The organism is Sneathiella sedimenti, assembly GCF_017313765.1.
GTDB classification, from domain to species: Bacteria; Pseudomonadota; Alphaproteobacteria; order Sneathiellales; family Sneathiellaceae; genus Sneathiella; species Sneathiella sedimenti.
Genome location: NZ_JAFLNC010000006.1, coordinates 1 through 22704, shown reverse-complemented (window position 1 = coordinate 22704; position 22704 = coordinate 1). Strand labels below are relative to the sequence as shown.

26 protein-coding genes and 2 riboswitches are annotated in these 22704 nt (G+C 51.4%); of the genes, 12 read left to right on the top strand and 14 right to left on the bottom strand.

Annotated features, from left to right (window positions below; all coding sequences use genetic code 11):
• Position 1: 1 nt before the first annotated feature.
• The gene (locus J0X12_RS16340) at positions 2 to 397 is read left to right on the top strand and encodes a Zn-ribbon domain-containing OB-fold protein (RefSeq protein ID WP_207047512.1); all 396 of its coding nucleotides are present in this window, start codon (positions 2 to 4) and stop codon (positions 395 to 397) included.
• A gap of 188 nt (positions 398 to 585) precedes the next feature.
• On the opposite strand, the gene J0X12_RS16335 is transcribed toward J0X12_RS16340, so the two are convergent.
• On the bottom strand, positions 586 to 900 hold the full coding sequence (locus tag J0X12_RS16335) for a putative quinol monooxygenase (protein ID WP_207047511.1): 315 nt from the start codon (positions 898 to 900) through the stop codon (positions 586 to 588).
• Between the two features lie 168 nt (positions 901 to 1068).
• On the opposite strand from J0X12_RS16335, the gene J0X12_RS16330 reads away from it, so the two are divergent.
• A complete protein-coding gene (locus J0X12_RS16330; RefSeq protein ID WP_207047510.1) occupies positions 1069 to 1353 on the top strand; it encodes a hypothetical protein in 285 nt (94 codons plus the stop codon).
• Here J0X12_RS16330 and J0X12_RS16325 read toward each other — a convergent pair.
• The 5 genes from J0X12_RS16325 to J0X12_RS16305 form a co-directional block, all read right to left on the bottom strand.
• Entirely contained in the window at positions 1350 to 1877 is a 528-nt protein-coding gene (locus J0X12_RS16325) for a hypothetical protein (protein WP_207047509.1), read from the bottom strand. The genes J0X12_RS16330 and J0X12_RS16325 overlap by 4 nt on opposite strands.
• Before the next feature lie 94 nt (positions 1878 to 1971).
• Positions 1972 to 2457, bottom strand: a complete 486-nt coding sequence (locus J0X12_RS16320) for a VOC family protein (protein ID WP_207047508.1) — start codon at positions 2455 to 2457, stop codon at positions 1972 to 1974.
• A gap of 88 nt (positions 2458 to 2545) precedes the next feature.
• On the bottom strand, positions 2546 to 3769 hold the full coding sequence (locus tag J0X12_RS16315; RefSeq protein WP_207047507.1) for an MFS transporter: 1224 nt from the start codon (positions 3767 to 3769) through the stop codon (positions 2546 to 2548).
• Positions 3770 to 3775: 6 nt separating this feature from the next.
• The gene (locus J0X12_RS16310; protein WP_207047506.1) at positions 3776 to 5329 is read right to left on the bottom strand and encodes a benzoate-CoA ligase family protein; all 1554 of its coding nucleotides are present in this window, start codon (positions 5327 to 5329) and stop codon (positions 3776 to 3778) included.
• A gap of 122 nt (positions 5330 to 5451) precedes the next feature.
• Positions 5452 to 5913: a flavodoxin domain-containing protein gene (locus J0X12_RS16305; protein ID WP_207047505.1), complete on the bottom strand. Its 462-nt coding sequence runs from the start codon at positions 5911 to 5913 to the stop codon at positions 5452 to 5454.
• A gap of 96 nt (positions 5914 to 6009) precedes the next feature.
• Between J0X12_RS16305 and J0X12_RS16300 the strand changes: the two genes are divergently transcribed.
• From J0X12_RS16300 to boxB, 3 genes are all read left to right on the top strand, one after another.
• The gene (locus J0X12_RS16300) at positions 6010 to 6918 is read left to right on the top strand and encodes a helix-turn-helix transcriptional regulator (protein WP_207047504.1); all 909 of its coding nucleotides are present in this window, start codon (positions 6010 to 6012) and stop codon (positions 6916 to 6918) included.
• Positions 6919 to 6988: 70 nt separating this feature from the next.
• Entirely contained in the window at positions 6989 to 8632 is a 1644-nt protein-coding gene (boxC, locus tag J0X12_RS16295; protein ID WP_207047503.1) for a 2,3-epoxybenzoyl-CoA dihydrolase, read from the top strand.
• A gap of 1 nt (position 8633) precedes the next feature.
• The gene (boxB, locus tag J0X12_RS16290; RefSeq protein ID WP_207047502.1) at positions 8634 to 10058 is read left to right on the top strand and encodes a benzoyl-CoA 2,3-epoxidase subunit BoxB; all 1425 of its coding nucleotides are present in this window, start codon (positions 8634 to 8636) and stop codon (positions 10056 to 10058) included.
• Between the two features lie 15 nt (positions 10059 to 10073).
• Here boxB and J0X12_RS16285 read toward each other — a convergent pair whose 3' ends face one another.
• Positions 10074 to 10721 carry a glutathione S-transferase family protein gene (locus J0X12_RS16285; RefSeq protein ID WP_207047501.1) on the bottom strand — a complete coding sequence of 216 codons (648 nt, stop codon included), beginning with the start codon at positions 10719 to 10721 and terminating at the stop codon, positions 10074 to 10076.
• 138 nt (positions 10722 to 10859) lie between these two features.
• Here J0X12_RS16285 and speD point away from each other — a divergent pair, with 138 nt between their 5' ends.
• The gene (speD, locus tag J0X12_RS16280; RefSeq protein WP_207047500.1) at positions 10860 to 11306 is read left to right on the top strand and encodes an adenosylmethionine decarboxylase; all 447 of its coding nucleotides are present in this window, start codon (positions 10860 to 10862) and stop codon (positions 11304 to 11306) included.
• On the top strand, positions 11306 to 12157 hold the full coding sequence (gene speE / locus J0X12_RS16275) for a polyamine aminopropyltransferase (RefSeq protein WP_207047499.1): 852 nt from the start codon (positions 11306 to 11308) through the stop codon (positions 12155 to 12157). Before speD ends, speE begins: the two co-directional genes overlap by 1 nt.
• Positions 12158 to 12161: 4 nt before the next feature.
• Here the strand turns inward: speE and J0X12_RS16270 are convergent, their stop codons facing one another.
• Both J0X12_RS16270 and J0X12_RS16265 read right to left on the bottom strand, forming a co-directional pair.
• Entirely contained in the window at positions 12162 to 13634 is a 1473-nt protein-coding gene (locus tag J0X12_RS16270) for an L-serine ammonia-lyase (protein WP_207047498.1), read from the bottom strand.
• A gap of 58 nt (positions 13635 to 13692) precedes the next feature.
• Positions 13693 to 13784, bottom strand: a riboswitch (glycine riboswitch).
• A 3-nt stretch (positions 13785 to 13787) separates the two neighbouring features.
• Positions 13788 to 13873: riboswitch (glycine riboswitch) on the bottom strand.
• Positions 13874 to 13958: 85 nt separating this feature from the next.
• The gene (locus J0X12_RS16265; protein ID WP_207047497.1) at positions 13959 to 14309 is read right to left on the bottom strand and encodes a hypothetical protein; all 351 of its coding nucleotides are present in this window, start codon (positions 14307 to 14309) and stop codon (positions 13959 to 13961) included.
• A 601-nt stretch (positions 14310 to 14910) separates the two neighbouring features.
• On the opposite strand from J0X12_RS16265, the gene J0X12_RS16260 reads away from it, so the two are divergent.
• Positions 14911 to 15882 (top strand): NAD(P)H-dependent flavin oxidoreductase, encoded by a 972-nt coding sequence (locus J0X12_RS16260; RefSeq protein WP_207047496.1) that lies wholly within the window; start codon positions 14911 to 14913, stop codon positions 15880 to 15882.
• 84 nt (positions 15883 to 15966) lie between these two features.
• Here J0X12_RS16260 and J0X12_RS17710 read toward each other — a convergent pair whose 3' ends face one another.
• Positions 15967 to 16158, bottom strand: coding sequence for a (2Fe-2S)-binding protein (locus J0X12_RS17710; protein WP_420497097.1), 192 nt, complete (start codon positions 16156 to 16158; stop codon positions 15967 to 15969).
• 120 nt (positions 16159 to 16278) lie between these two features.
• Positions 16279 to 16746, bottom strand: coding sequence for a bacterioferritin (gene bfr / locus J0X12_RS16250; protein ID WP_207047494.1), 468 nt, complete (start codon positions 16744 to 16746; stop codon positions 16279 to 16281).
• 105 nt (positions 16747 to 16851) lie between these two features.
• Between bfr and J0X12_RS16245 the strand changes: the two genes are divergently transcribed.
• Positions 16852 to 17337, top strand: a complete 486-nt coding sequence (locus J0X12_RS16245) for a MaoC family dehydratase (RefSeq protein WP_207047493.1) — start codon at positions 16852 to 16854, stop codon at positions 17335 to 17337.
• A gap of 6 nt (positions 17338 to 17343) precedes the next feature.
• Here the strand turns inward: J0X12_RS16245 and J0X12_RS16240 are convergent, their stop codons facing one another.
• Together J0X12_RS16240 and J0X12_RS16235 are read right to left on the bottom strand one after the other, a co-directional pair.
• Positions 17344 to 17790 carry a PaaI family thioesterase gene (locus J0X12_RS16240; RefSeq protein WP_207047492.1) on the bottom strand — a complete coding sequence of 149 codons (447 nt, stop codon included), beginning with the start codon at positions 17788 to 17790 and terminating at the stop codon, positions 17344 to 17346.
• Positions 17780 to 18991 (bottom strand): acyl-CoA dehydrogenase family protein, encoded by a 1212-nt coding sequence (locus J0X12_RS16235; protein WP_207047491.1) that lies wholly within the window; start codon positions 18989 to 18991, stop codon positions 17780 to 17782. Before J0X12_RS16235 ends, J0X12_RS16240 begins: the two co-directional genes overlap by 11 nt.
• Positions 18992 to 19106: 115 nt before the next feature.
• Between J0X12_RS16235 and J0X12_RS16230 the strand changes: the two genes are divergently transcribed.
• The 3 genes from J0X12_RS16230 to J0X12_RS16220 all read left to right on the top strand — a co-directional run bounded on the left by J0X12_RS16230 (position 19107) and on the right by J0X12_RS16220 (position 21344).
• Positions 19107 to 19994 (top strand): LysR family transcriptional regulator, encoded by an 888-nt coding sequence (locus J0X12_RS16230; RefSeq protein ID WP_207047490.1) that lies wholly within the window; start codon positions 19107 to 19109, stop codon positions 19992 to 19994.
• A 58-nt stretch (positions 19995 to 20052) separates the two neighbouring features.
• Positions 20053 to 20799 carry a 16S rRNA (cytidine(1402)-2'-O)-methyltransferase gene (gene rsmI, locus J0X12_RS16225; RefSeq protein WP_207047489.1) on the top strand — a complete coding sequence of 249 codons (747 nt, stop codon included), beginning with the start codon at positions 20053 to 20055 and terminating at the stop codon, positions 20797 to 20799.
• 113 nt (positions 20800 to 20912) lie between these two features.
• Positions 20913 to 21344, top strand: a complete 432-nt coding sequence (locus tag J0X12_RS16220) for a CBS domain-containing protein (protein WP_207047488.1) — start codon at positions 20913 to 20915, stop codon at positions 21342 to 21344.
• An 8-nt stretch (positions 21345 to 21352) separates the two neighbouring features.
• On the opposite strand, the gene J0X12_RS16215 is transcribed toward J0X12_RS16220, so the two are convergent.
• A complete protein-coding gene (locus tag J0X12_RS16215; protein ID WP_207047487.1) occupies positions 21353 to 22261 on the bottom strand; it encodes a patatin-like phospholipase family protein in 909 nt (302 codons plus the stop codon).
• Positions 22262 to 22704 lie beyond the last annotated feature (443 nt).

Sequence of the window (22704 nt, the reverse complement as noted above, 5' to 3'; positions counted from 1 at the left end):
AATGACAGAAAATAGAACAATACCCGCCCCCCATATCGAAGAAGAAACGCGCCCGTTTTGGGACGGCATTCGTGACGGCAAGCTGCTGGTAAAATATTGCCGCACATGTGAGGCGCCGCATTATTATCCTCGCTCACTTTGCCCGCATTGCGGAAGTGAAGACACTTATTTCAAGGAAAGTGATGGTCGGGCTCATATTTATTCCTTTAGTGTCTTTCACGCGGCGCCAATACCTTATGCAATTGCCTATGTGACCCTTGCCGGGACGGATATCTCGATGATGACAAATATCGTCAACTGTGATTTTGACTCGCTGGAAATCGGGCAGGAAGTAAAGGTATGCTTTGTTGAAACCGAAGGCGAGGGGCCGCCAGTCCCAATGTTCGAGCCCGCCTGAAACTGGGTCACGGCGTTGGTGGGATGAGTAAAAATGATCAGGTGCGCCGCGCTATGTGCGCGGTCAGCATCTCGCGGTAAGCGACGGATTATCGGACTTTACTGTTTTCGGGGAGGAATGCGTTGAGCAGATCAACGCATTCCTGCTTTAGCGCCTGAGGGCGCTGTCATAGTTTCGATGAAGTTCGATTAAGCGGATTTCAGGATGTGGATAGTCCGGCTTTCCAGCAAATCCTTGGTTTTGGCGCCATAAGCTTTCATGTGATCAGAGACGGCATGTGCCATTAATGCGTCCATGCTCTCCCATTTTTCAATCACGGCAAAGCTGTTCTCCCCAAGTTTCGCCTGGAATCCGCCAACGCCATCCATGTCGATGACGGCGTTATATTCAATACAGCCTTTTTCCGCGTGTACGGCAGGAACATTCGCCTTGAAGGCTGTCAGGACTTCCTCTCTTTTCCCTGGTTTTGCTGTGATGATGGCGACAACATTTACTGGTTGCATGTTTTTTCCTTTTTATGGTTGTTGCGTTCGAGTGAATTCTACCGCATTGCTTAAGGCAAATGCCATGATAAATCGCAGGACAGAAATTTTACACTCTCTAGGAGGCGTTGAGCAGAAATGAAAATGGGAAACGTGTTTGTTGTCAGTTTGGTGGTGCTAGCTGCATTGATGCCAGTTGAGTTGAGGGCGGAAAGTTGGCGTGAAACCGGATGCGTCGGGGTCGTGGAAGGTGAACTAAAAAAACTGGACATAGAAGCACTGGGTGCCCCTAGGATTACCTACATCGTATCCAGCCGAGGATCGGTTGCCTCTGAAGGCTCCGAAGAACTGAACGGATGGGTCAGCTTTGAAAAATGCAAAGGGAACCTGACTGTTCAGCTATCTGACAGCTGCACTGTAACCATGATGTACACAAGCGGACAATGTCGTATCCCCGGAATCCTGCACTACTAATCAATAGATCGGTTTGGGCAGGCCGCTCCGCTGAGTCGCCGTATTTCAATCTGGTGGGTGAATGTGTCGCCATCGCTTACGGTAACCGACTCAAAACCAAGCAAGGTTAGCAAATCCAGAAAAGTCAGGTATTCAGGCACGCCGCTTTCTTCGAATATCGGTGTCGTTCTGGCGCTGTTGGTCAGGTCGGCTAGCAGCGCACGTACCCGGTAAATAGTCCCCAGATGACCTTCTGTCTTGGCGACAATGATCAATTTTTCGGAGTCGCCGCCCTTGGCGAACACAGCATAAGCCGAATCATAGGCCTTGTTGGACATTCCTTCCTTGATTCCTATGACAAAACCAACACGCCGGCGTTTATCCATATCAACGAGAGGCGGAACCCGGGCGCAATATATCTCTATCTCTTCTGGAGTAGGGTAATAATAGCCAATGTATCGATCTTCTGCTGCCAACGCCGGAGGCTGGATCATGAAAAACACCCAACCAAAAAATACTATCCAGCCAATTTTGTTGCGCAGCATCGAAAATCCCCCACGGATCAAGTTGTTCAAGGCGGACAGATTATTTTCAAATCGCCCTGGCAAACAACTTTAAAAGATCCTGCTGGATAAGAATTTAAGCGGTGGCGTGGGCTTCGTTCCATTCATGCAACAGCTTCTTCGCCTCAGCTGCGGCGGTCTCTTGATCCGGCGTTTTTTCCGGGATTTTGGCCGTGAGCTCGATCACATAGCCGTTGGGATCCCGGAAGTAGATCGAATGGATGGAATGATGATCAGATATGCCGCGGGTTTCGATGCCCATTTCCTTGCCCTTGGCAAACATTTTGTGAAGGCTGTCCATATCCACTTCAAGCGCGATATGGAGGTCGTAGTCATGCTGATCCTTGAACTCGAAGTCCTGGTGGGGGGCTTCAAAAAAGGCGAGGAAAGAGCCATCATCCATTCGGTAAAATGTATGGAGAACGTCTGTTTTCCGGCCTGTTTTGGATTCGCTTATTGAAAGCGCATCAGCTAAGGGCAAACCGAGAAAATCCTCATAGAAACGACGCGTCTCTTCAGAATTTTTACAACGGTAAGCGTTATGGTGAAGTCCTTTTATCATAATACTCCCCTATATCCGGGCGCGCCTGTTCATACGAAGGTACTTGGTAAGTATCTTAACAAATTCAACCCCGGGAGCACCAGAACCATTATCGGTGTCCGTTCGCTAATGTAGCAGACTCTGGTCGGTGGCGAAGCTTGACCATGGCGAGAACACCAAGAAATGGTCCGATCGCAAGCGTTGCAAATGCGTATCGCCAGCCAATGAGATCAATAAATAGCGGGATCAGATGGATTGTCGCCAGGCTGATCAAGAATCCTATGGATGTCTGGATCGTCAGCATTGTACCAATCATGTTTTTTGGACTGAGTTCAATGACACAGGTGGAGAATTGTGCCGAGTCGGCGACGATGGAAATGCCCCATATCAGGCAGACGACAACCAATATTGTGGGCGATCCGCCAAACAGGAAACCCACTATCACGGCACACGTCCCGCTTAAGGTCATCGCGGCGATTGTAACCGTCGTTCGGCCGACCCGGTCCGCCGCTATGCCGGCAATCAGGCTGCCAAGCCCACCAACTGCGATGGTCGCGAAGGTGCCAAGATTGGCGTAGAACTGGCCATCTTGGATTTCACTTATCTGGAAACTCTCAAACAAGAAAAGCCCGATCCACGCCCACATCGCGTAAAGTTCCCACATATGACCGAAATATCCGAAATTCGCCAATCGAAGAGGTTTGTATTTCCAGGCATAGAGGGCAGACGCAGGGTCAAACGGGGGCGCTTTGGGAATATCGCTGCCAAGAGAAACAAGGGTGATTAAACCACTTGCGGCGACGGCAAGAAGACTGCTCGCAATCAACGTCAACTGCCAGTCAACACCGCTTGTGTCCAGAAGGTTCAATATATGGGGCGAGGCGCTGCCAATTGTGAGCGCGCCGACCAGCAGCCCTACAAGTAGACCGGTATCCCGTTTGGCCCAAGTCGACACCATTTTCATGCCGATTGGGTAGATACCCGCCATGCAGATTCCGGTGAGAGTTCGCAGGAGAATTACGAAGGGAGAGGTTGGATCAAAAAGGACGATCGCCGCATTTGCGAGTGCGGCGGTCAGGGTCGCAGCGGCAAAGAAGGTCTTGGGCGGAATACGGTCGGCCAGGCTGAGGATTGCACTGATAAGGGTACCGCAAACAAAACCAATCGCAACGGCGCTGGAAAAGAAGGAGGCTTGCAGGCCGCTCAAGCCATACTCCGACTTTAAAACCGGGATCACTGCCGTTGCCGAAAACCAGAGGGAGAGTGCCAAAACCTGACAGATGGCGAGCAGCAGCACTGAGCGCCATTTTTGCGCGGCGACCCAGTCAGTCATCGGGGGTTAGGATGGATCACGTAATTTGAATCGTTGAATTTTGCCCGTTGCAGTTTTCGGGAGTTCATCGACAAATTCGATCCACCTTGGATATTTGAAAGCCGCCAGCCGTTCCTTGACAAATAGCTTCAACTCCTCTGCCAGAATTTCCGCATCAAAATCAGTCTGCTTAGCAACAACGACTGCTCTTGGTTTAATCAACTGATCTGAATCCGCCTTGCCTACAACCGCCACCTCAAGGACCGCTTCATGTTCGATCAATGCGGCTTCAACTTCGAAAGGAGAGACATAAATTCCACCTACTTTGAGCATGTCATCCGTCCGCCCGCAATAGATAAAATACCCCTCTTCATCCTGATAGTATTTATCGCCTGCCCGGGTCCAGGGGCCCTGAAATGTCTCAAGGCTTTTGTCGCGTCGGTTCCAGTACATCAGGGCGCTTGAGGGGCCCGAAATTTCCAGCGCACCCATCTCGCCCTGCGGAACGGGCAGGCCACCATCTCCCGTCAGGCGAATATCGTAGCCCTCGACCGGTTTGCCTGTTGAGCCCGGACGGACATCGCCCGGCCGGTTGGAAAGGAAAATATGCAGCATTTCGGTGCTGCCAATACCATCCAGGATATCAATCCCCATCTGCTTTTGCCACCGGGCGAGCAGATCAGCAGGTAGTGCTTCGCCAGCCGATGCACAGAACCTGAGATTATGTTCCTTTTTCTCTGGCAAATGGCCGCTGGCCAGTAGCATGGCAAACAAGGTTGGAACACCATAGAAAATAGTGGGTCCCTGTTTTTTAAAGATATTGCAAACAGCTTCCGGCGTTGGTGGGCCCTCCAGCAGAATGGCTGTGGCGCCGACTGAAAACGGGAATGTCAGGCCATTGCCCAGGCCGTAGGCAAAAAAGAGCTTGGCCGCAGAGAACATAATGTCATTTTCCCGGATGCCTATGGTTTTCTTCGCATACAACTCTGCAGTAGCACGCAGGTTTCCATGCAGGTGCACAGTTCCTTTTGGCATTCCGGTCGTACCCGAGGTGTAAAGCCAAAAGCACATGTCGTCGCGACAGGTGTCTGCCGCCGTAAATTCCGGGCATTCCTCCTTTACAAGTTCAGAAAGGCTGAGGTGCCCATTCACATTGTCGCCGGATACAATTATGGATTTAAGCGCCGGATGCTTTTTGAGATGGCCTTCAAATGGCGCCAGTAACTCGCTGGAAACAATAAGCGCAACGGCACGACTGTCTTCGAGGATGAAGGAATAGTCGCTTTCGGTGAAACGGGTATTGATCGGGACGGGGATAACGCCCGCCTTGATCGCTCCCAAAAAGCAAATCGGGAAATCAATAGAATCGTTCAGGCAAAGAACGATACGTTGTTCCCGCTGAACACCAATTTGGCGCAGCACGTTGGCAAAACGATTGATGTCATCGCTTAACGCCTGATAGCTATGAGGGCCGGACTTATCAATAACGGCCACTTTTTGTCCGCGGCCGGCCGCTAAATTGTGGTCGATCAGATCTACAGCCGCATTAAAAGCTTCCACTACCTCGGCATTGCCAGACATTGTATCCCTCCCAGAACGAATAGCGCTTCATATTATAGTTTATATGCGGTTCCGTAGTTTATCGTTACTTCGATTTTATTGTCATCCCTGTTGTAACGACAAGCTTTTCCTGTCAATTCGCACTACGCTGCCTTCAGCAACTCAAGCCATTCTTCGGCCCATTCTCCTGCCTGGTCTTCGGGCAATTCACCGGAGGAGGCGTCGTGACGCAAGATCTCCCCGATGCGTACCGCGCCATACTTATTAAAGGCTTCGTCGAATAGGTTTCCTGCATTACAGAAGGTTTGGTTGTAGGTCAGATCCCCAAGCGCGAAAACGCCATATTTGACACCGGAAAGATCAGGAGACGCGAGGGAGAGATGATCGATAAAGGCCTGCCCGTTATCCGGTATATCTCCCTGTCCATACGTTGATGTGCAGATAATATAGGCACTACCGTTATTCAGAATATTGGCGTCCAGGTCATCCATTAACAGGATTTCCGCAACTTCTCCCTTGGCCGACAATGCGTCTGCTATTTCTTCGGCGACAAGCTCGGCTGTTCCGGTCATGGTGCTAACAAGAATTTTTATCTGATCGGCCAATGTTGCTTTTCTCCAAAAAATACTACTAAAAAATGGAATAGGAAATATAATGCATTTTGTCCAGCGGATAATGTTCAATTGGCAGGTGGTTGTGACATGATCAAGACGACCTTTGAGACCGAGCGACGAGAAGATGACAAGGCAGATGACTTTCTTTCTGCGCTTGGTGCCAATGTTCGTGCATTGCGAGCGCAGAGGGGAATGACCCGCAAAATCCTTGCGCGCGATTCCGGTGTGTCTGAGCGCTATCTCGCCAAGCTGGAGACGGGGCAGGGGAATGCGTCCATGCTTGTGCTTCGGCAGATTGCTGAGGCCATGGATACGACACTGGTAGATTTGGTTTCCGTTGGTGAAGAGTTCAGCGCCGAAATGCGTGAACTGTACAGTCTTGGAAGGCGGTTGTCACGGGATCAGCTTTCCGCTGTGATTGCTGGTGCCCAGCAGCATCTGGTCAAGTCAGAGGATGCGGCGAAAGGTCGGCGGATATCATTGATTGGTCTTCGCGGGGCTGGAAAATCAACGCTTGGCCCGCTTCTCGCCGAAATGCTCGGGTTTGGTTTCATTGAGTTAAACAAGGTTATTGAGACGGAATTCGGCGCGAGCTTGGATGAAATCTTTGCGTTGGCAGGACAACCCTCCTTTCGCAGGTGGGAACGCCGTTGCCTGACGGACATCGTTACCAAGCAGGATGAGGTTGTTATCGCCACGGGAGGAAGTATCGTCGTTGATGAACAAACTCTCTCGCTGCTATTAAGCAGAACCCACGTTGTCTGGCTGCAGGCGAAACCGGAAGAGCATATGGCAAGGGTTATTGCTCAAGGTGACATGCGTCCTATGGCCAACAGCCGGGAGGCGATGGCCGACCTGAAGCAAATACTGGCAGCAAGAGTGCCCCTCTATCGACGCGCGGATGCCAATTGTGACACCTCTGGCAAGGAGGTCCCGGAAAGTCTCCAGGATTTGGGGCAGATAGTCTCCGGCCTTCTGTCCGGTGACATGCAGTAAATTGCTTGACATGCACTAAAGTGCATCTAATCTATAGGCGTTTTCTTTATCTATCCCGGTAGGAAACCCTATGATCACGTTTGACAGACATCCTGACAATTACCGCCATTGGCAGCTTTCCGTGGCAGGTGACATAGCCACCCTAACGCTGGTGGTTGATGAAGATGGTGGGTTGGTGCCTGGATACCAGTTAAAGCTCAACTCCTATGACCTCGGTGTGGATATTGAGCTAAACGATGCGCTGCAGCGGATCCGTTTCGAACATCCGACAGTGCGTAGCGTTATCATTACCAGCGGGCTGGACAAGATGTTCTGCGCTGGCGCCAACATATATATGCTGGGTACGTCCTCGCATGGATGGAAGGTGAATTTCTGTAAATTCACAAATGAAACCCGAAATAGTATCGAGGATACCAGCCGTTTTTCCGGCATAAAATTTCTTGCTGCCTGTAACGGAACAACTGCCGGCGGTGGATATGAGTTGGCGCTGGCGTGTGACGAAATATTCCTGATTGATGATCGGTCCAGCGCCGTAAGCCTGCCGGAGGTGCCCCTTCTAGGGGTGTTGCCGGGTACAGGCGGGCTTACGCGCCTCACGGACAAGCGTAAAGTGCGGCATGATCTCGCTGATGTTTTTTGTACCAATCCGGACGGTGTCCGCGGGCGCCGCGCAAAGGAGTGGAGACTCGTGGATGAGGTCGTGCCGCGAAACAGTTTTGATAAAAAAGTAAAATTGCGTGCAGAAGAACTCGCGGTCGGCAGTCTGCGACCTGAGCAGGCAGTGGGTATAGAATTGACGCCACTGGATCGGCGGATTGATAAGGATGGTTATCATTATCGGTATGTTGATGCTGCGCTGGATGAAGCGTCAGGGGTTGCGACGATTACGATTTTGTCTCCGGATGGACAACTCCCGGAGACTCTCACGGATATTCACGCGGCTGGCGCTGGGTGGTGGCCTCTCGCCATGGCGCGTGAGCTTGACGACGCCATTCTCATGCTGCGGACAAATAACGAGGAAGTCGGTACAATTCTCCTGAAAACACGCGGTGACGTCGATGTTGTATTGAAAGCAGATACCGTCCTTTTCGCGCATCAGGATGACTGGTTCGTCCGGGAAGTCATCGGAATGATCCGTAGGACACTGGCCCGCCTTGATGTTTCCTCCCGCAGTCTTTTTGCACTGGTGGACGAGGGGTCATGTTTTGCTGGGACTCTTTACGAGGTCGCTCTCGCTGCGGATCGTATCTACATGCTGGATATCGCGAAGGAAGACGGTAATCCGCCGCATATTGCCTTAAGCCAGATGAATTTCGGGGCCTTTGAAGCCGTGAACGGGCTAACCCGACTCGCTCGTCGCTTTTATCAAGATGAGAGTGTTCTCAGTCTCCTGAAGCAGCAGACCGGTATGCAGATCGATGCGGTAGATGCGGAGGAAAAGGGCCTCGTCACCTTTATTCCCGATGATATTGATTGGGCTGAGGAAATCCGGCTCCTGATTGAGGAGCGCGCGAGCCTGTCTCCGGATGCATTGACGGGCCTGGAAGCAAATTTGCGCTTCGGCGGCGCGGAAACCCAGGCGACGCGTATATTCGGACGTCTATCAGCATGGCAAAACTGGATATTTAACCGGCCCAATGCCGTTGGCGAGAAGGGTGCCCTTAAATTGTTTGGTAGCGGTACCAAAGCAGAATTCGACAAAAGGAGAGTGTAACATGATGATCAATTATCAGGAGCGTATCCCGAATAACGTCGACCTTGGTAATGATCGCCGTTTGCAGCGGGCTCTGGAGCATTGGCAACCCCGGTTTCTTGAATGGTGGCAGGAACTGGGTCCAGAAGGGTTTCAAGCCAACGACGTTTATCTTCGGACGGCAACCTCCGTTGACGCCAAGGGCTGGGCGACATTCGGCGCGGTAAAGATGCCGGACTACCGTTGGGGTATTTTTCTCGCAGATCAGCAAGAGGGTCGCACCATTGGATTTGGTGATGAATTTGGCAAGCCGGTGTGGCAGCAGGTGCCGGGCGAGTATCGCTCGATCCTTCGCCGGTTGATCGTGACCCAGGGTGATACAGAGCCTGCGTCGGTTGAGCAGCAGCGCCTGCTTGGGCAGACATGCCCCTCGCTTTTTGATTTGCGTAACCTTTTTCAGGTCAATGTGGAAGAGGGAAGGCATCTTTGGGCCATGGTATATCTGCTGCATGCCTATTTTGGTCGGGATGGCCGCGAAGAGGCGGAAGACCTATTGATGCGTCATTCAGGAAGCGAGGATAATCCGCGTATTCTTGGCACGTTCAACGAGCCAATCAGTGAATGGCTCTCCTTCTTCATGTTTACCTATTTCACCGATCGGGACGGAAAATATCAGCTCAAATGCCTTGCTGAATCGTCCTTTGATCCGCTTGCGCGCACGTGCCAGTTCATGCTGACAGAGGAGGCGCATCACATGTATGTCGGGGAGACCGGAATCACTCGGATATTCAAGCGCACGCTGGAAAAAATGGTGGAGCTCAAGTCTGATGATCCCGTAATTTTGCGGAAAGCGGGTGTTATTGATCTCCCGACCTTGCAGCGCTATGTGAATTACTGGTTTTCTTCCTGCATGGATCTATTTGGCGCGGAAATCTCCTCCAATGCAGCAATCTCTTTTGCGAATGGCATCAAGGGGCGTCCGGATGAGCGCGTGTTTGAAGATCATGTGGAGCGGGACACATCCTTAGAGATTGAAATGCCAGATGAAGCGGGCAGCGTTCGTATGGGTGAGATTACGGTACGTAGTGCCATAAACGAGCAAGTCCGAACCGCTTATATCAAGGACTGCATGGTTGGCGTAACCCGTTGGAATCGCCTGATAAAGAAAGCAGGATTTGACTTCACGATCGAATTACCTTCAAGCCGGTTCCGTCGGCAGATCGGGCTTTGGGCGGATGTCATTACAGATCCCAAAGGCGCTTTTATTTCTGCGGAAGAATATGAACGCCGCCGTGACGAGTTCCTGCCGTCAGATAGTGACCGTGCTTTTATTCATAGCCTGATGCAACAGGTTATTGAACCTGGCAAGATGGCAGGCTGGATCGCCGCGCCGGACCGCGGCATCAACAATATGCCGGTCGACTATGAGTATGTGAATCTGAAATAGACCAGTTGGTTGGTCCTAACATGGTAAACTTGGCCGGGTAAAAACAGTGCTCGGCCTTTCTTTTACGCTGTTCCACCAGCGGCTAAGTTTTGGGTATCTGCTGAACATGGCGGCGCCTTCCGGCGCCATCAGAAAATAGTCGATCATCGGAATGACATGTGCATCGGCCAGTGAATAAGTGGGGGCAGATATATATCCGTCCTCGCTTAGGAGCTTTTCAAGTGCACTTAATATGCGGTCGCTTTCTGTTAATCCCTCGACCACGATATTCTCATTGGTCGGGTCGCCAAATGCCGGTCCGAAAACTTTCTGGGAGAAAACCTTCCTGACCAGAGGCTGGTATCCGTAGCTGTCTGTTATCCCGATGACCTGATGCATTCTGGCACGCTCTCTTGCCGTTCCGGGCTGCAAGGAAGGGCCATCAAAAGCCTCGTCAAGATATTGCGTGATCGCGCTCGTCTCATACAGTGTGAAATCACCATGGCGGATGGCAGGGACCCGCTTGAAGGGGTGAATGTCGAGGTAATTGTCTAGTAAATCCACTGCGAATGGATTAATCTCCTGCGCATCAAAGGCGATTCCCTTTTCCTGCAGAACGATCCTTACGATCCGGGTATAAACGCTGAATTTATAGCCGAATAATTCGACATTTGTTTCGGGCATTTTGACGACCTGTTTATCTCTCTTGTTCAATCCTCCTCATTTTGCGTTGACTGGTGTCCGAAACACAAGTGAAGTTGCCACTTTTCACTTGCACTAAGTAGTGGTCTCGGCGATAACGCGGCACCTTATGATATGGCAGTGAAGGAGGCATTCGCGGGAATTATGCTCGAGAATGAGAATATGGCAATCGCGCCCGAAGCGGTGGAAGAAGATCGTCTCGATTATTTTGTTCATAAGGATGGCCTGACATTCGCGGGCACCCATTTGATCATTGATCTTTGGAATGGCGACGGTTTTAACGATCCGGTGCTGATCGAGGAAACGCTGCGTCATGCGATCGACGTGGCGGGCGCCACCTTGCTGCATTTCCATATTCATGCGTTTGAACCGGATGGTCTTTCCGGTGTCGCGGTGTTGGCAGAAAGTCATATCAGTTTTCACAGCTGGCCGGAGCGCGGCTATATGGCGCTGGACATCTTTATGTGTGGCAAGACGGACCCGTATAAGGCCATCCCGATCTTACGGGAGGCTTTCAACCCAGAAACCCTTCAGCTTAATGAAATCAAGCGGGGAATTGTCAGTTGATGGAACTGTTTGATGAAGGGCTGCATTCAGGCGTCAATCTGGCCCTTAATGTCGAAAAGGTGATCTACCGGGAGAAAACAGACCTCCAGGACCTGATGATTTTTGAAAATAGTCAGTTTGGTCGGGTCATGTCCCTTGATGGCGCCGTCCAGACGACGGAAAAGGACGAGTTCATCTATCACGAAATGTTCGTGCATGTTCCTGTTCTGGCGCATGGTAAAGTGAGCCGGGCGTTGATTATTGGCGGTGGAGACGGCGGTGCAGCGCGACAGTTAATGAAACACAGCAATATCGCTGTGACCATGGTTGATATTGATCGCACAGTCGTGGAACTCAGCAAGAAATTTATGCCCTCGGTGTCCGGCGGCGCGTTTGATGACCCGCGTCTCGAGTTGATCATTGCCGATGGCTGCAAATTTGTGCGTGAGACGTCTGACCGATGGGATGTCATCATTATTGATAGCACCGATCCACACGGTCCTGGCGAAGTCCTGTATACCAAGGAATTTTATGCTGACTGCAAGGCTTGCCTATCACCGGGCGGGATCATCATCACGCAAAATGGCGTGCCTTTCGTGCAGGAAGGCGAACTTCGGACGAGCTATGATCGGCTTGGAAGCCAATTTAAGGATGTCAGCTTTTATCTTGCCGCAATCCCGAGCTACGTCGGCGGTGTGATGGCCTATGGTTGGGCGACGGATGATGCAGATCATCGAAAAGTCAGCCTCTCCCGGCTCGCGGAAAGATATGTCGAGGCCGGGATTGCAACGGATTACTATACGCCGGAAGTGCATCTCGCGGCGTTTGCCCTGCCGCTTCACATCCAGAAGATACTGACCCGCGACGAGTGAACGTTTAGCACTCCACGACGTTTACCGCGAGGCCGCCTTGCGAGGTTTCCTTATATTTACTGAGCATATCAACGCCGGTCTGGCGCATGGTTTCGATCACCTCATCGAGGGAAACAACATGGGTGCCGTCACCGGATAGCGCAAGGCGGCAGGCATTGATAGCCTTCATTGCGCCCATGGTATTCCGTTCGATACAGGGTATCTGCACCAGTCCGCCAATAGGATCACAGGTAAGGCCGAGATTATGCTCCATCCCGATTTCAGCGGCATTCTCCACCTGCTCATTTGTGCCGCCAAGAACAGCCGTTAGCGCGCCGGCGGCCATGGAGCAGGCGACACCTACTTCGCCCTGGCAGCCCATCTCGGCGGCGGAGATTGACGCGCGCTTCTTATAGATGGCACCAATCGCGGCCGCGGTGAGCAGGAAATTGCGTGTACCTTCCTTTGTGACGCCGGGGCAGAAGCGCTGGTAATATTTCAGGACGGCGGGGATCACCCCAGCCGCGCCATTTGTGGGTGCCGTTACGACCCGGCCGCCAGCCGCATTCTCCTCGTTCACCGCGAGGGCATAGAGGTTAACCCAGTCCAGTACAGTCAATGGATCGCGGGAAGCCCGTTCAGGATTCTCCATCAAATCCCTGTATAACGCGTTTGCCCGTCGTTTCACCTTGAGACCGCCCGGCAAGATACCTTTGCCCTCGCAACCCCTTTTGATGCAACTGATCATGGCATCGTTGACATCGTCGAGGAAGGTGAAGGTTTCTTCCTCGCTCCGCCAGCTTCCTTCATTAGCAAGCATCATTTCCGCGATGCTGAGCCCGCTTTTCTTTCCCATCTCGAGAAGTTCTCCTGCGGAGGTGAAGGGATAGGGAAGGACTATGTTATGCCCCTTTGTCTCTGCCCTGTCGCCTTCGTTGTGAGAGACGACGTAGCCGCCACCGACAGAGAAATAGTCACGGCTGAAAAGTTGCGTGCCGTCTGCGTCATAGGCATAGAACCGCATGCCGTTTGAATGTTCGGGAAGGAGTTGGTCTTTCAGGAAGAGAAGGCTCTGGTCTTCGAAAAACGGAATCTCCTTCTGACCATTGAGTAAAATCCTCCCGCTTGCCCGAATTTTTTCGACCAGCGGATGGACATTCTCCGGATCGACGGTGGACGGGCGCTCGCCACTCAGCCCCAGAAGAATAGCGATATCTGTCGCATGGCCATGCCCAGTCAGGGCCAGGGAACCATAAAGTTCGACCAGAAGCCGATCAGTTTTAGGGAGTAATTTTTCTACTTCCAGCCGATCAACGAACCGCTTTGCGGCCCGCATCGGGCCCACAGTATGAGAACTGGAGGGGCCAATGCCAATTGTATAAAGATCGGTAACGCTGATATTAACGTTTAACTGGGACGTTGGGTTTGGCGGGCTGGTTGGTTTCGACGGCACGACGGGCGTTACATTACCGAGGCCGGATTTGGAGATTTTCGTCATTTGCAGGCACCCCTTCTCACTCTGGTGAAAATCCACCAACGCGTTCAATAGATGCCCCCTCTGTCCCGGTACCTGAAAGATTATGCCGGTATAATCCCGGCTTACCTCTTCGGTGATGCGTTCGGCCGTGCCGCGACATACTCTCCAGAGCCCTCTTTCCTGACGGTACATGTGCCTGAGAGTTTCCGGGGCGGTTGCTCCTTCGGCGCCGGTGTACCGGTCTCTCCCATCAGGATAATCAAGGAATGCCAGCTTAACCCGGCAACTTAAATGACCTTAGTGATCGCGCTTCCGGATTGTCAAGCCCGGGAGCGCCGAAATGGTCTAACGAGCGCCATATTTCAAAACCCATAAAGGAAGTAGTGCCGCTACGTCGGCATTTTTCTCGTCCAGTTCAATTGCCGTCGTCATGTCATCTTCATCGATGCGCACAATACGTCCTCCAAAGCGGCACATTTCCGGAGAGCCAATCGGACCGATAATTCCTTCGATTGGTTTATCCAACTCTATATGCTCCGCGACGCCGTTCAACAGCAATCCATCCAGCGACCAGTTCTCCGTGGAAAACCGGACTCCGTCAATCTCGACACTAAGGACAGGGTTTGATACCCGAAAGGCACCCCGTTTTTCGAATCTGTTTGAAACAGATTGTGTGTTTATTTCAGCTTGCAGCACAAATAGTCTCCATAAAGATTTACTTGCTCTTCCATATGCAGCCTTTGTGCCAGAATCAAATCAACGGCAAAGTGGAGTAAAACTATAGGTTTTTAAGGTGGCGGCGAGAAACAGCACCTTCTCATCATAGGCAGAGGCGGCAATATTTCCCGATTTGTGGGAAAAATTAGCCGACTACAAAATTGGGTTCGAAGAGACGGAATTTGTCGATGAAAAGAGAATCAAAAATGGTGAATCGCGACCCGAGGACCCGGTTTTGACTCTGAAGTACCGCGACCGTTGGTTTCGAAGAAATTTTTTTTACGCAGGGCCAAAAGTAATAATATTTTGTTTTTCAAAGATTATTCGCAATAATGCTGCAGGTGCGAAGAGGAAAAATGAAATTTTGTCAATAATGACAATTTGTCATTTTAAAAAAAGCCTGCTAATAGAATGGCCAAGCCGGGTAACTGGGCGCAAGATCCAGGCCTGGCTAAAAAATCTAAATCCAAGTAACTGGGCGCAAGATCCAGGCTTGGTAGAACTTTATAAAGCCAGGTAACTGGGCGCAAGATCCAGACCTGGCTGAACCTTCAAAAAATAAACAGGAGACATTCAATAAATGTCTATGCCGACCGTTCTGGAAGGGCGTCTTTCTCTTCCGGTAATTGCATCACCGATGTTTATTGTGTCCGGGCCAGAGTTGGTTATTGCGCAGTGCCAGCAGGGTATCGTTGGATCATTTCCTGCCCTTAATGCGCGGCCTCTCTCCCAGCTGGATGAATGGCTCCACCAGATCAAGACTGAACTTTCTGATTATGCAACGGCTAATCCGGAGCAGAAAGTTGCTCCCTTTGCAGTCAATCAAATCGTTCATGCCTCGAATTCCCGGCTGGAGCAGGATGTTGAGCTTTGCATCAAGCATAAAGTCCCGGTCATTATTACAAGCCTTCGTGCGCCGAATGAGATTGTAGAAGCCATCCATTCTTACGGCGGTATTATCCTGCACGACGTGACTACCATCCGCCATGCAGAGAAAGCACTTGAAGCCGGAGTCGACGGATTGATTCTGGTTTGTGCCGGCGCAGGCGGTCATGCCGGACGGTTGAGCCCCTTTGCTCTTGTTTCCGAAGTTCGGCAGTTCTTCGATGGACCGATTGCACTTTCGGGCGCGATTGCTAATGGCCGATCGATTCTGGCAGCCCAGGCGATGGGAGCAGACCTCGCCTATATGGGAAGCGCCTTTATCGCGACCAGGGAAGCAAATGCGGTCGAAGAATACAAAAATATGATCGTGGAGAGTACCGGTGAGGATATTCTCTATACCAACACCTTTACCGGCGTACACGGGAACTATTTGCGCCCAAGCGTCGTGAAAGCTGGACTTGATCCGGAAAATTTACCGGGTGCCGATAAAAGCCGGATGAACTTTGGCAGCGGCGGAACCGGTAAGTCAAAAGCCTGGAAGGACATTTGGGGTTCCGGGCAGGGAATTGGCAGCGTAAGCGACGTGCCGAGCGTTAAAGAATATGTTGATCGCTTAAAAGAACAGTATGCCCAGGCCAAGGCTGAAATTAATAATAAGGCCCTTTAGACTGAATTTATCCCTCACCCTAAAAGGGTGGGGGTAATTTCTTCATTTCCCGATAAATGATTGAGTTTTGATTAAGTCGCCAGATCACCGACGAACGGTAACTGGCGCATTATTGCCCGCGGATTCCCGAATGATATCCCGGATATTGGTCGTGCATTTCGCGCACTGCGGGGCCGCCCCCAGAGATTCATAGACATTTGCGATTCGCTGAGCGCCAGACGCGACGGCACTTTTGATATCTCGGTCCGTCAATCCATTGCAAAGGCATATATACATTTCACGCCCAATTAATATTAAAAATGAAAATCATTCCTAACAAATAGGCATTGTGCGAATAGTTGTCAATGGCATTTTGCCGGGCTAAGGCGAAATGTTACCTGTTAGACAACCGGGCTTTCAGGAGGTTTGTGACTGGATGTAGTTCTGAATGCCCATCTTCTCGATCAGCGATATTTGTGTTTCCAGCCAATCAATATGTTCTTCTTCCGATTCTAGAATATCGACCAGCAAATCGCGGGAAACAAAGTCCTGCTTGCTTTCGCAATCCTTGATGGCTGCTTTTAGATCGACATGGCCACTCTTCTCCATCTTGAGATCGCATTCGATGATTTCCTTGACGTCTTCGCCTATCATCAATTTGCCAAGGTCTTGCAGGTTAGGGAGGCCTTCAAGGAATAGTATCCGCTTGATGAGTTTGTCGGCATGTTTCATCTCATCGATGGATTCGTCATATTCCTTCTCACCTAGCTCCTTGAGGCCCCAATCTTCGAGCATGCGGGCATGAAGGAAATACTGGTTTATGGCCGTCAGTTCATTTTTCAGTATGATGTTCAGATGTTTGATAATGGACCTGTCGCCCTTCATGATTAGTTCCTTGCACTTGAATGATATGTTCCTTAACTATAGCGCGCAGGCCGCATTTTATAAATGCCATAACTAAAAAGACTTGATGAACAAGCGAGGCGAGGAATGTCAGAAGATCAATTTAACCCAGATAATCATAAATTTGCCGAGACAAGCTATTTTGAAGACTTGACTGTCGGCCAACGGTTTTACATTCCGTCGCGAACGTTGCGTGATGCCAATTTCTCTTCCTTTCAGGCGGCCTCCGGTGACAATCACCCGATCCATTATGATGTTGAGTACTGCAAGAAGCAGGGGCACCCGGAATTGCTTGCCCACGGATTTCAGGTGCTGATTCAGACGGCATCCGGCGCAGGCGTTTTTCCGCATGTGATCGGCGACTCCCTTATCGCCTTTATTGACCAGTCATCAAAATTCCTTGGGCCTGTATATTATGGCGATACCGTTTATCCGGAACTGGTTATCACAGACCTCAAGGAACAGAAGTCGACCGGGGTTGTTACGGTGCGCTCCACCATTCATAACCAGCGGCGGGAGCTTGTCCTGGAAGGGGAGCAGCGCTACCTGGTGCGCCGCCGCCCCGCAGCTTGACGTCGGCTAAATCTTGAAATTCCGTGTTGAGGCGAGAACTGAGCCACAAAGCCGTTCTTGTCCCTGGGAAACACAATAGATGTCCGCCGCTCCAACGGAAAGGGTGCGGCCGTTCTGCAGAACACGACCGCGCGCGATCAGCTTTTCGCCTCGCGCCTGCCCGGTCATTTTCACTGTAAAATCGAGAGTGGCACACGCCCATCCCGCAGGCAGGAGGGAATTGCAGGCACTTACGGCGGCAATATCCCCAATCGTTCCTACGAAGGATGCCGGAAAAAGATCAGGGGGTGTCGAGAGAGCTTCCTGAAAGGGGGCTTCAATCACAATATGTCCTGCAGTCTCCTCCAGTATCTTGACCCTATAGGTTTGGACAAATGGCAAGAGTGGTAAAAAGACGGAGGGCCTGGCGTAGCCCTCCGACACTCCGGCAGGTATCTGATCATCACGCGGCATAGCGGCCTACTATCTGCTTGCCGAGCGAGGACATATGAACCTGATCCGGTCCATCGGCGAGCCTGACGGTGCGGGCATAGGCAAAGGCTTCGGCAAGGAAGGTATCCTGGCTCAATCCCATGGCGCCATGAACCTGAATAGCCCGATCGATAACCGTTTGTGCCATGGTTGGGGCAACAACTTTAATCATGGCGATCAGGTCGCGGGCTTCCTTATAGGATACTTCATCCATCCGCGCGGCGGCTTTCAGGGTAAGCAAGCGTGCCTGTTCAATGTCACAGATGGATCTTGCAATATCCTCACGCACCGAACCTTGTTCGCTTAGCTTCTTCCCAAAGGCAACCCGACTTTCTGCCCGGGCGCACATCATTTCCAGTGCCCGTTGGGCGCAGCCAATCAACCGCATGCAGTGATGGATCCGTCCGGGTCCGAGACGACCTTGAGCGATGGCGAAGCCTTCACCTTGGCTGCCGATCAGGTTTGACGCCGGTACGCGAACATTCTCGAATAAAACCTCGGCATGACCATGGGGCGCATCGTCCGACCCGAAGACTTTAAGTGGTCTAACAATCGTGACCCCTTTGGTCGCCACGGGGACAAGGATCTGGGATTGCTGCTGATGGCGCGGCGCATTTACGTCAGTCTTGCCCATCACGATCATGATTTTGCAGCGTGGGTCAGGGGCGCCGGACGTCCACCATTTGCGCCCGTTGATGACATATTCATTGCCTTGTTTGTCTATCATACATTGAATATTTGTTGCGTCGGAGGAGGCTACAGCGGGCTCCGTCATGGCAAAGGAGGAACGAATCTCACCGTTCAGGAGCGGGACCAGCCATTCATCGCGCTGGGCCTGGGTTCCGTATCGGGCGAGGACTTCCATGTTGCCGGTATCAGGTGCACTGCAATTGAAAACTTCGGGTCCGATCATCGACCGACCCATGATTTCAGCAAGCGGGGCATATTCAAGATTGCTCAGTCCCGCACCATAATCTTCGAATTCTGCTAGAAAGAGGTTCCATAAGCCGTCCGCTTTCGCCTTCTTTTTTAGGTCCTCCATCACGGGGGGAATAACCCAGCGAGTCTTGGATTTCTCAATATAGTCGTGATACTCCCGCTCAGCCGGATAGACATTGGTATTCATGAAGCTATCAACGCGCCTGGCCAGGTCGTCGACTTTTGCGGTAAATGTAAAATTCATTTTTCTGAACCCTCGTAAACTCGATTTGTTTCTCGAGGCAGGATAATCTCACTATGATAATCATTAAAATTTATTTATATGATAAAAAACTATTCACAATAATTATAGTAACGGAATGAATCTCAACCAAATCGATCTTAATCTTTTTATGACATTCGAGGCGATCTATACGCATGGCAATCTGACACTTGCGGCGCGCCATCTGAATGTAACGCAACCGGCTGTCAGCAACGCTTTGGCACGCTTGCGCGAACGTCTGGACGATCCGCTTTTTATCCATGCGGGTAAGCGGATGAATCCGACGCCGATGGCCCAAAGAATGATAGGCCCGGTTCGTCAGGCGCTCCGTCTCCTGCTGACCGGCATCAGCGCTGAAGAGGATTTTGATCCGCTGACAAGTGAAAAAGTGATGCGCATTGCAATCGGTGATATTGGTGAAACCATCCTGTTGCCCAGGCTCGTTGAAAGGTTACGCCAACTTGCGCCTCTTATGACGATTCAGGCTTTTCAAGTTCCCCGGCGCTCGATACCGCGGCGGCTATCCCTTGGCGAAATCGATTTTGCGGTTGATATTCCCCTGCTTGCAAATAGCCAGCTCATCCACAGCAGGTTGATGAGCGATCAACAGGTATGCGTCGTTGGTCAGAATCATCCGCTGGCAGGCAAGGCGGAACTGTCGCTCGACGACTATTTAAGCCTGACCCATATTCTTGTATCGTCGCGCCCCCGTGGAGGTGGCCTTGTCGATTTAGAGCTTGGGAAAGTCGGTGTTTCCCGAAGCATTGCCGTGCGGCTTCAGCATTACCAGTCTGCATTTCACATGATCGAACAGAGCAGTCTAGCGCTAACGGCGCCGTTGCAGCTGACGCGAATGTATAATTGTCGGACTTTTCCGTTACCCTTCGCCGCGCCGAACCTCGAACTTCAGCTCTACTGGCATATATCCACCGATCAGACAGAGGCGGGCAAATGGCTTCGCGACCAGATATTTTCTGTTATTTAGGGTCGGCAAGGCAGCGGATCGTTGCGTCGATCAGCAGAATATGGTTAGTCCTTCAGTTATGACAGACAACGAAGAGATTAGCCCAGCCCTTTACCTCATTCCCACGCCAATCGGAAATTTAGAGGACATATCACTGCGCGCGATGCGGATATTGCAATCGGTCGACGCGCTGGCGTGCGAAGATACCCGTCATACACGGAAAATATTCGAGCGTCATTCTCTTGCCAGTCCGCCCATCATCTTTGCTTGTCATGCGCATAATGAGGATCGGGCTGTAGGACGCATTCTATCCCTACTTCGGGAAGGCAAGTCTGTTGGGCTCACCTCTGATGCGGGGGCGCCGGGAATCAGCGATCCGGGACAGCGTGCCGCGGCCGCTGTCGTTGATGCCGGGTATGAAGTTGTCGCACTGCCCGGACCGAGTGCGGTGATTACCGCTTTGACTGTTTCAGGCCTGCCGACGCCCGCGTTTTCCTTTTTGGGGTTCCTGCCCCGCCGTCCGGGGCGTCAGCGGAAGCTGTTCGCGGCCTTTGCGGAGGCTCCAACCTCAATCGTATTTTTTGAATCTCCCTTTCGTGTGGGCAAAATATTAAAAATTGCCCATGAGATATTGGGCAATCGTCCGGCGGCGGTGTGTATTGAGCTTACCAAAAAGTTCGAGAATATACATCGCGGTCAGCTGGTTGATCTGGTGGAGCAATTCTCTGAGAAGAAAATCAAGGGAGAGGTCACGATCGTTATCGCGCCACCGACACGTGATGAGGGCGAGGACGATGACGACGATGGCCCCTTCGCAATGCCGTAAGTGCTTCTTTTTTACGGTAATATTTGTGTTTGCATGGCCCTTCTGATAAATTAGTTTTTTCAAAAGTAAATTTATGACGGCGGTCGGTCCGGCGTGCCAGAAGGAGGGTCCCTATGAATGTGGCAGGTATTCTGAAGGTAAAAGGGAGCGACGTTATCACGGCTTCTCCCACGGACAGCATAGCGACGGTTTCGAATGTTCTTGGGGAAAAGCGCATTGGCGCCGTTCTGGTTGTGGACGGGGCCGGCAAGTTATGTGGTGTGTTGTCTGAGCGGGATATAGTCCGTGGTCTTTCGGAATCCGGCGAAGGCTGCCTCAAACTGCTGGCCAAGGACCTGATGACATCTGATCTTGTGACAACCAGCCCGTCCGAAACGATCGATAATGTCATGGCATTGATGACAGAGAAGCGCATTCGCCATTTGCCCGTGCTGAATGATGGGGAACTTGCCGGTTTTATCTCGATCGGTGACGTCGTGAAAAGCCGGATGGATGAGGTTGAGCGGGAGGCCGCGGCCCTTCGTGACTACATCGCGACCGGCTGATCTTGGCGTTAAGCAAGAACATCCATGGCATGCTTCAAGAAGGTGAGGGAGCGTTCTGTTGCTGCCTCTCCTTCGATAATCATTTCCGCCGCCTTGTCGAATTCCAGCAATCCATGTTGCGCCAGCCTGGGTGCAATGGTGATATCGGGGGGATCGCCGGCAAGGCGCGACCGGCTGAGGCGATCCTGAACAATATTCAGGGACGACATCATGACGCCGAAGATGCTCGGCTCGGTGCCGGATTTGTCGAAAAACCTGTGTTTCATCAGGTTGAGCGGTGATCGGGCGTGGAACAGCCTCGTCTTGTTGCCATTGTCATCCAGAACAAAATCTGATTCGCTTTCACCGATATTGGCCATTCCGAAGACGTCTGCGTTCAGATTTACGGCAATGACCAGCCGGGCGCCCATGGCCCGGCATACAGATACCGGAACAGGGTTAGTCAGGGCGCCGTCGATAAGCCAGCGGTCGTCGATTTTCTGGGGAGAGAATAATCCGGGTAGGGCGTAAGACGCGGTAATCGCTTGCGCCAGGTTTCCCTCACGAATCCAGATTTCGTGACCGGTACCAAGTTCAGTTGTGACGGCCGCAAAAGGTACCGGCAGGTCTTCTATCTTGGTGTCACCTAATGTGTCTTCGAGCAGGGTGAATAACTTGGAGCCTGAAATAAGCCCGCCACCGGTAAGCCGAATGTCGAGAAGGCGAAACAGGCCGGATTTTCCAAGGGATCTCGCCCAGCTTTCCAGTTCATCGAGTTTTCCTGCCAGATACATGCCGCCGATGAGGGCGCCAATAGAAGTGCCGCAGACATAGTCGGGTTTGAAACCCTCATTTTCCAGTCGCCTCAGAACGCCGATATGAGCCCAGCCGCGGGCGACGCCGCTCCCCAGGGCCAAGCCAATTTTTGGCCGTGACATGATTGCACTACCTTGTGTGTTACAATTATTATTATGCTTATGCCTTAACAGATAAATCTTACTAACTCCATACTCGAGGCAATCTTTGCACAGGGATATTCTGCTAGTTCCGCTCTTGCGCAATTATTGCTATAGAGCGGGCAAGGTAATCCATATTCCTGTATTAGATAAGAGTTGTATTAAAGGCGCGTTAAAGATATAATCTTTTCTTCCTTTTTTTGTAAAATTACCTGTTGACGCCGTTGTCCGGTTATCTATATAAGATGGGCAACGACGCAGTCGGATACGCCTGATGAAGTTCAGGGTGAGTTCGGCGGCGTTTTTTTTGTCCGGAATTTTTGATTTTGGGCGGTTTGTTTTTTGACATTGTGGATATTATGAGAAGGGATGCCTGGGCGGCGGGGTTGTTGAATGACGACTTTTTGTTGCAACGGGTATCTTGA

What these genes read in the sequence shown, in the direction of transcription:
- J0X12_RS16340 (WP_207047512.1), top strand. Translation starts at nt 2, where the DNA reads ATGACAGAAAATAGAACAATACCCGCCCCCCATATCGAAGAAGAAACG.
- J0X12_RS16335 (WP_207047511.1), bottom strand. Translation starts at nt 900, where the DNA reads ATGCAACCAGTAAATGTTGTCGCCATCATCACAGCAAAACCAGGGAAA.
- J0X12_RS16330 (WP_207047510.1), top strand. Translation starts at nt 1,069, where the DNA reads ATGCCAGTTGAGTTGAGGGCGGAAAGTTGGCGTGAAACCGGATGCGTC.
- J0X12_RS16325 (WP_207047509.1), bottom strand. Translation starts at nt 1,877, where the DNA reads ATGCTGCGCAACAAAATTGGCTGGATAGTATTTTTTGGTTGGGTGTTT.
- J0X12_RS16320 (WP_207047508.1), bottom strand. Translation starts at nt 2,457, where the DNA reads ATGATAAAAGGACTTCACCATAACGCTTACCGTTGTAAAAATTCTGAA.
- J0X12_RS16315 (WP_207047507.1), bottom strand. Translation starts at nt 3,769, where the DNA reads ATGACTGACTGGGTCGCCGCGCAAAAATGGCGCTCAGTGCTGCTGCTC.
- J0X12_RS16310 (WP_207047506.1), bottom strand. Translation starts at nt 5,329, where the DNA reads ATGTCTGGCAATGCCGAGGTAGTGGAAGCTTTTAATGCGGCTGTAGAT.
- J0X12_RS16300 (WP_207047504.1), top strand. Translation starts at nt 6,010, where the DNA reads ATGATCAAGACGACCTTTGAGACCGAGCGACGAGAAGATGACAAGGCA.
- boxC (WP_207047503.1), top strand. Translation starts at nt 6,989, where the DNA reads ATGATCACGTTTGACAGACATCCTGACAATTACCGCCATTGGCAGCTT.
- boxB (WP_207047502.1), top strand. Translation starts at nt 8,634, where the DNA reads ATGATGATCAATTATCAGGAGCGTATCCCGAATAACGTCGACCTTGGT.
- J0X12_RS16285 (WP_207047501.1), bottom strand. Translation starts at nt 10,721, where the DNA reads ATGCCCGAAACAAATGTCGAATTATTCGGCTATAAATTCAGCGTTTAT.
- speE (WP_207047499.1), top strand. Translation starts at nt 11,306, where the DNA reads ATGGAACTGTTTGATGAAGGGCTGCATTCAGGCGTCAATCTGGCCCTT.
- J0X12_RS16270 (WP_207047498.1), bottom strand. Translation starts at nt 13,634, where the DNA reads ATGACGAAAATCTCCAAATCCGGCCTCGGTAATGTAACGCCCGTCGTG.
- J0X12_RS16260 (WP_207047496.1), top strand. Translation starts at nt 14,911, where the DNA reads ATGTCTATGCCGACCGTTCTGGAAGGGCGTCTTTCTCTTCCGGTAATT.
- J0X12_RS17710 (WP_420497097.1), bottom strand. Translation starts at nt 16,158, where the DNA reads ATGTATATATGCCTTTGCAATGGATTGACGGACCGAGATATCAAAAGT.
- bfr (WP_207047494.1), bottom strand. Translation starts at nt 16,746, where the DNA reads ATGAAGGGCGACAGGTCCATTATCAAACATCTGAACATCATACTGAAA.
- J0X12_RS16245 (WP_207047493.1), top strand. Translation starts at nt 16,852, where the DNA reads ATGTCAGAAGATCAATTTAACCCAGATAATCATAAATTTGCCGAGACA.
- J0X12_RS16240 (WP_207047492.1), bottom strand. Translation starts at nt 17,790, where the DNA reads ATGCCGCGTGATGATCAGATACCTGCCGGAGTGTCGGAGGGCTACGCC.
- J0X12_RS16235 (WP_207047491.1), bottom strand. Translation starts at nt 18,991, where the DNA reads ATGAATTTTACATTTACCGCAAAAGTCGACGACCTGGCCAGGCGCGTT.
- J0X12_RS16230 (WP_207047490.1), top strand. Translation starts at nt 19,107, where the DNA reads ATGAATCTCAACCAAATCGATCTTAATCTTTTTATGACATTCGAGGCG.
- rsmI (WP_207047489.1), top strand. Translation starts at nt 20,053, where the DNA reads ATGACAGACAACGAAGAGATTAGCCCAGCCCTTTACCTCATTCCCACG.
- J0X12_RS16220 (WP_207047488.1), top strand. Translation starts at nt 20,913, where the DNA reads ATGAATGTGGCAGGTATTCTGAAGGTAAAAGGGAGCGACGTTATCACG.
- J0X12_RS16215 (WP_207047487.1), bottom strand. Translation starts at nt 22,261, where the DNA reads ATGTCACGGCCAAAAATTGGCTTGGCCCTGGGGAGCGGCGTCGCCCGC.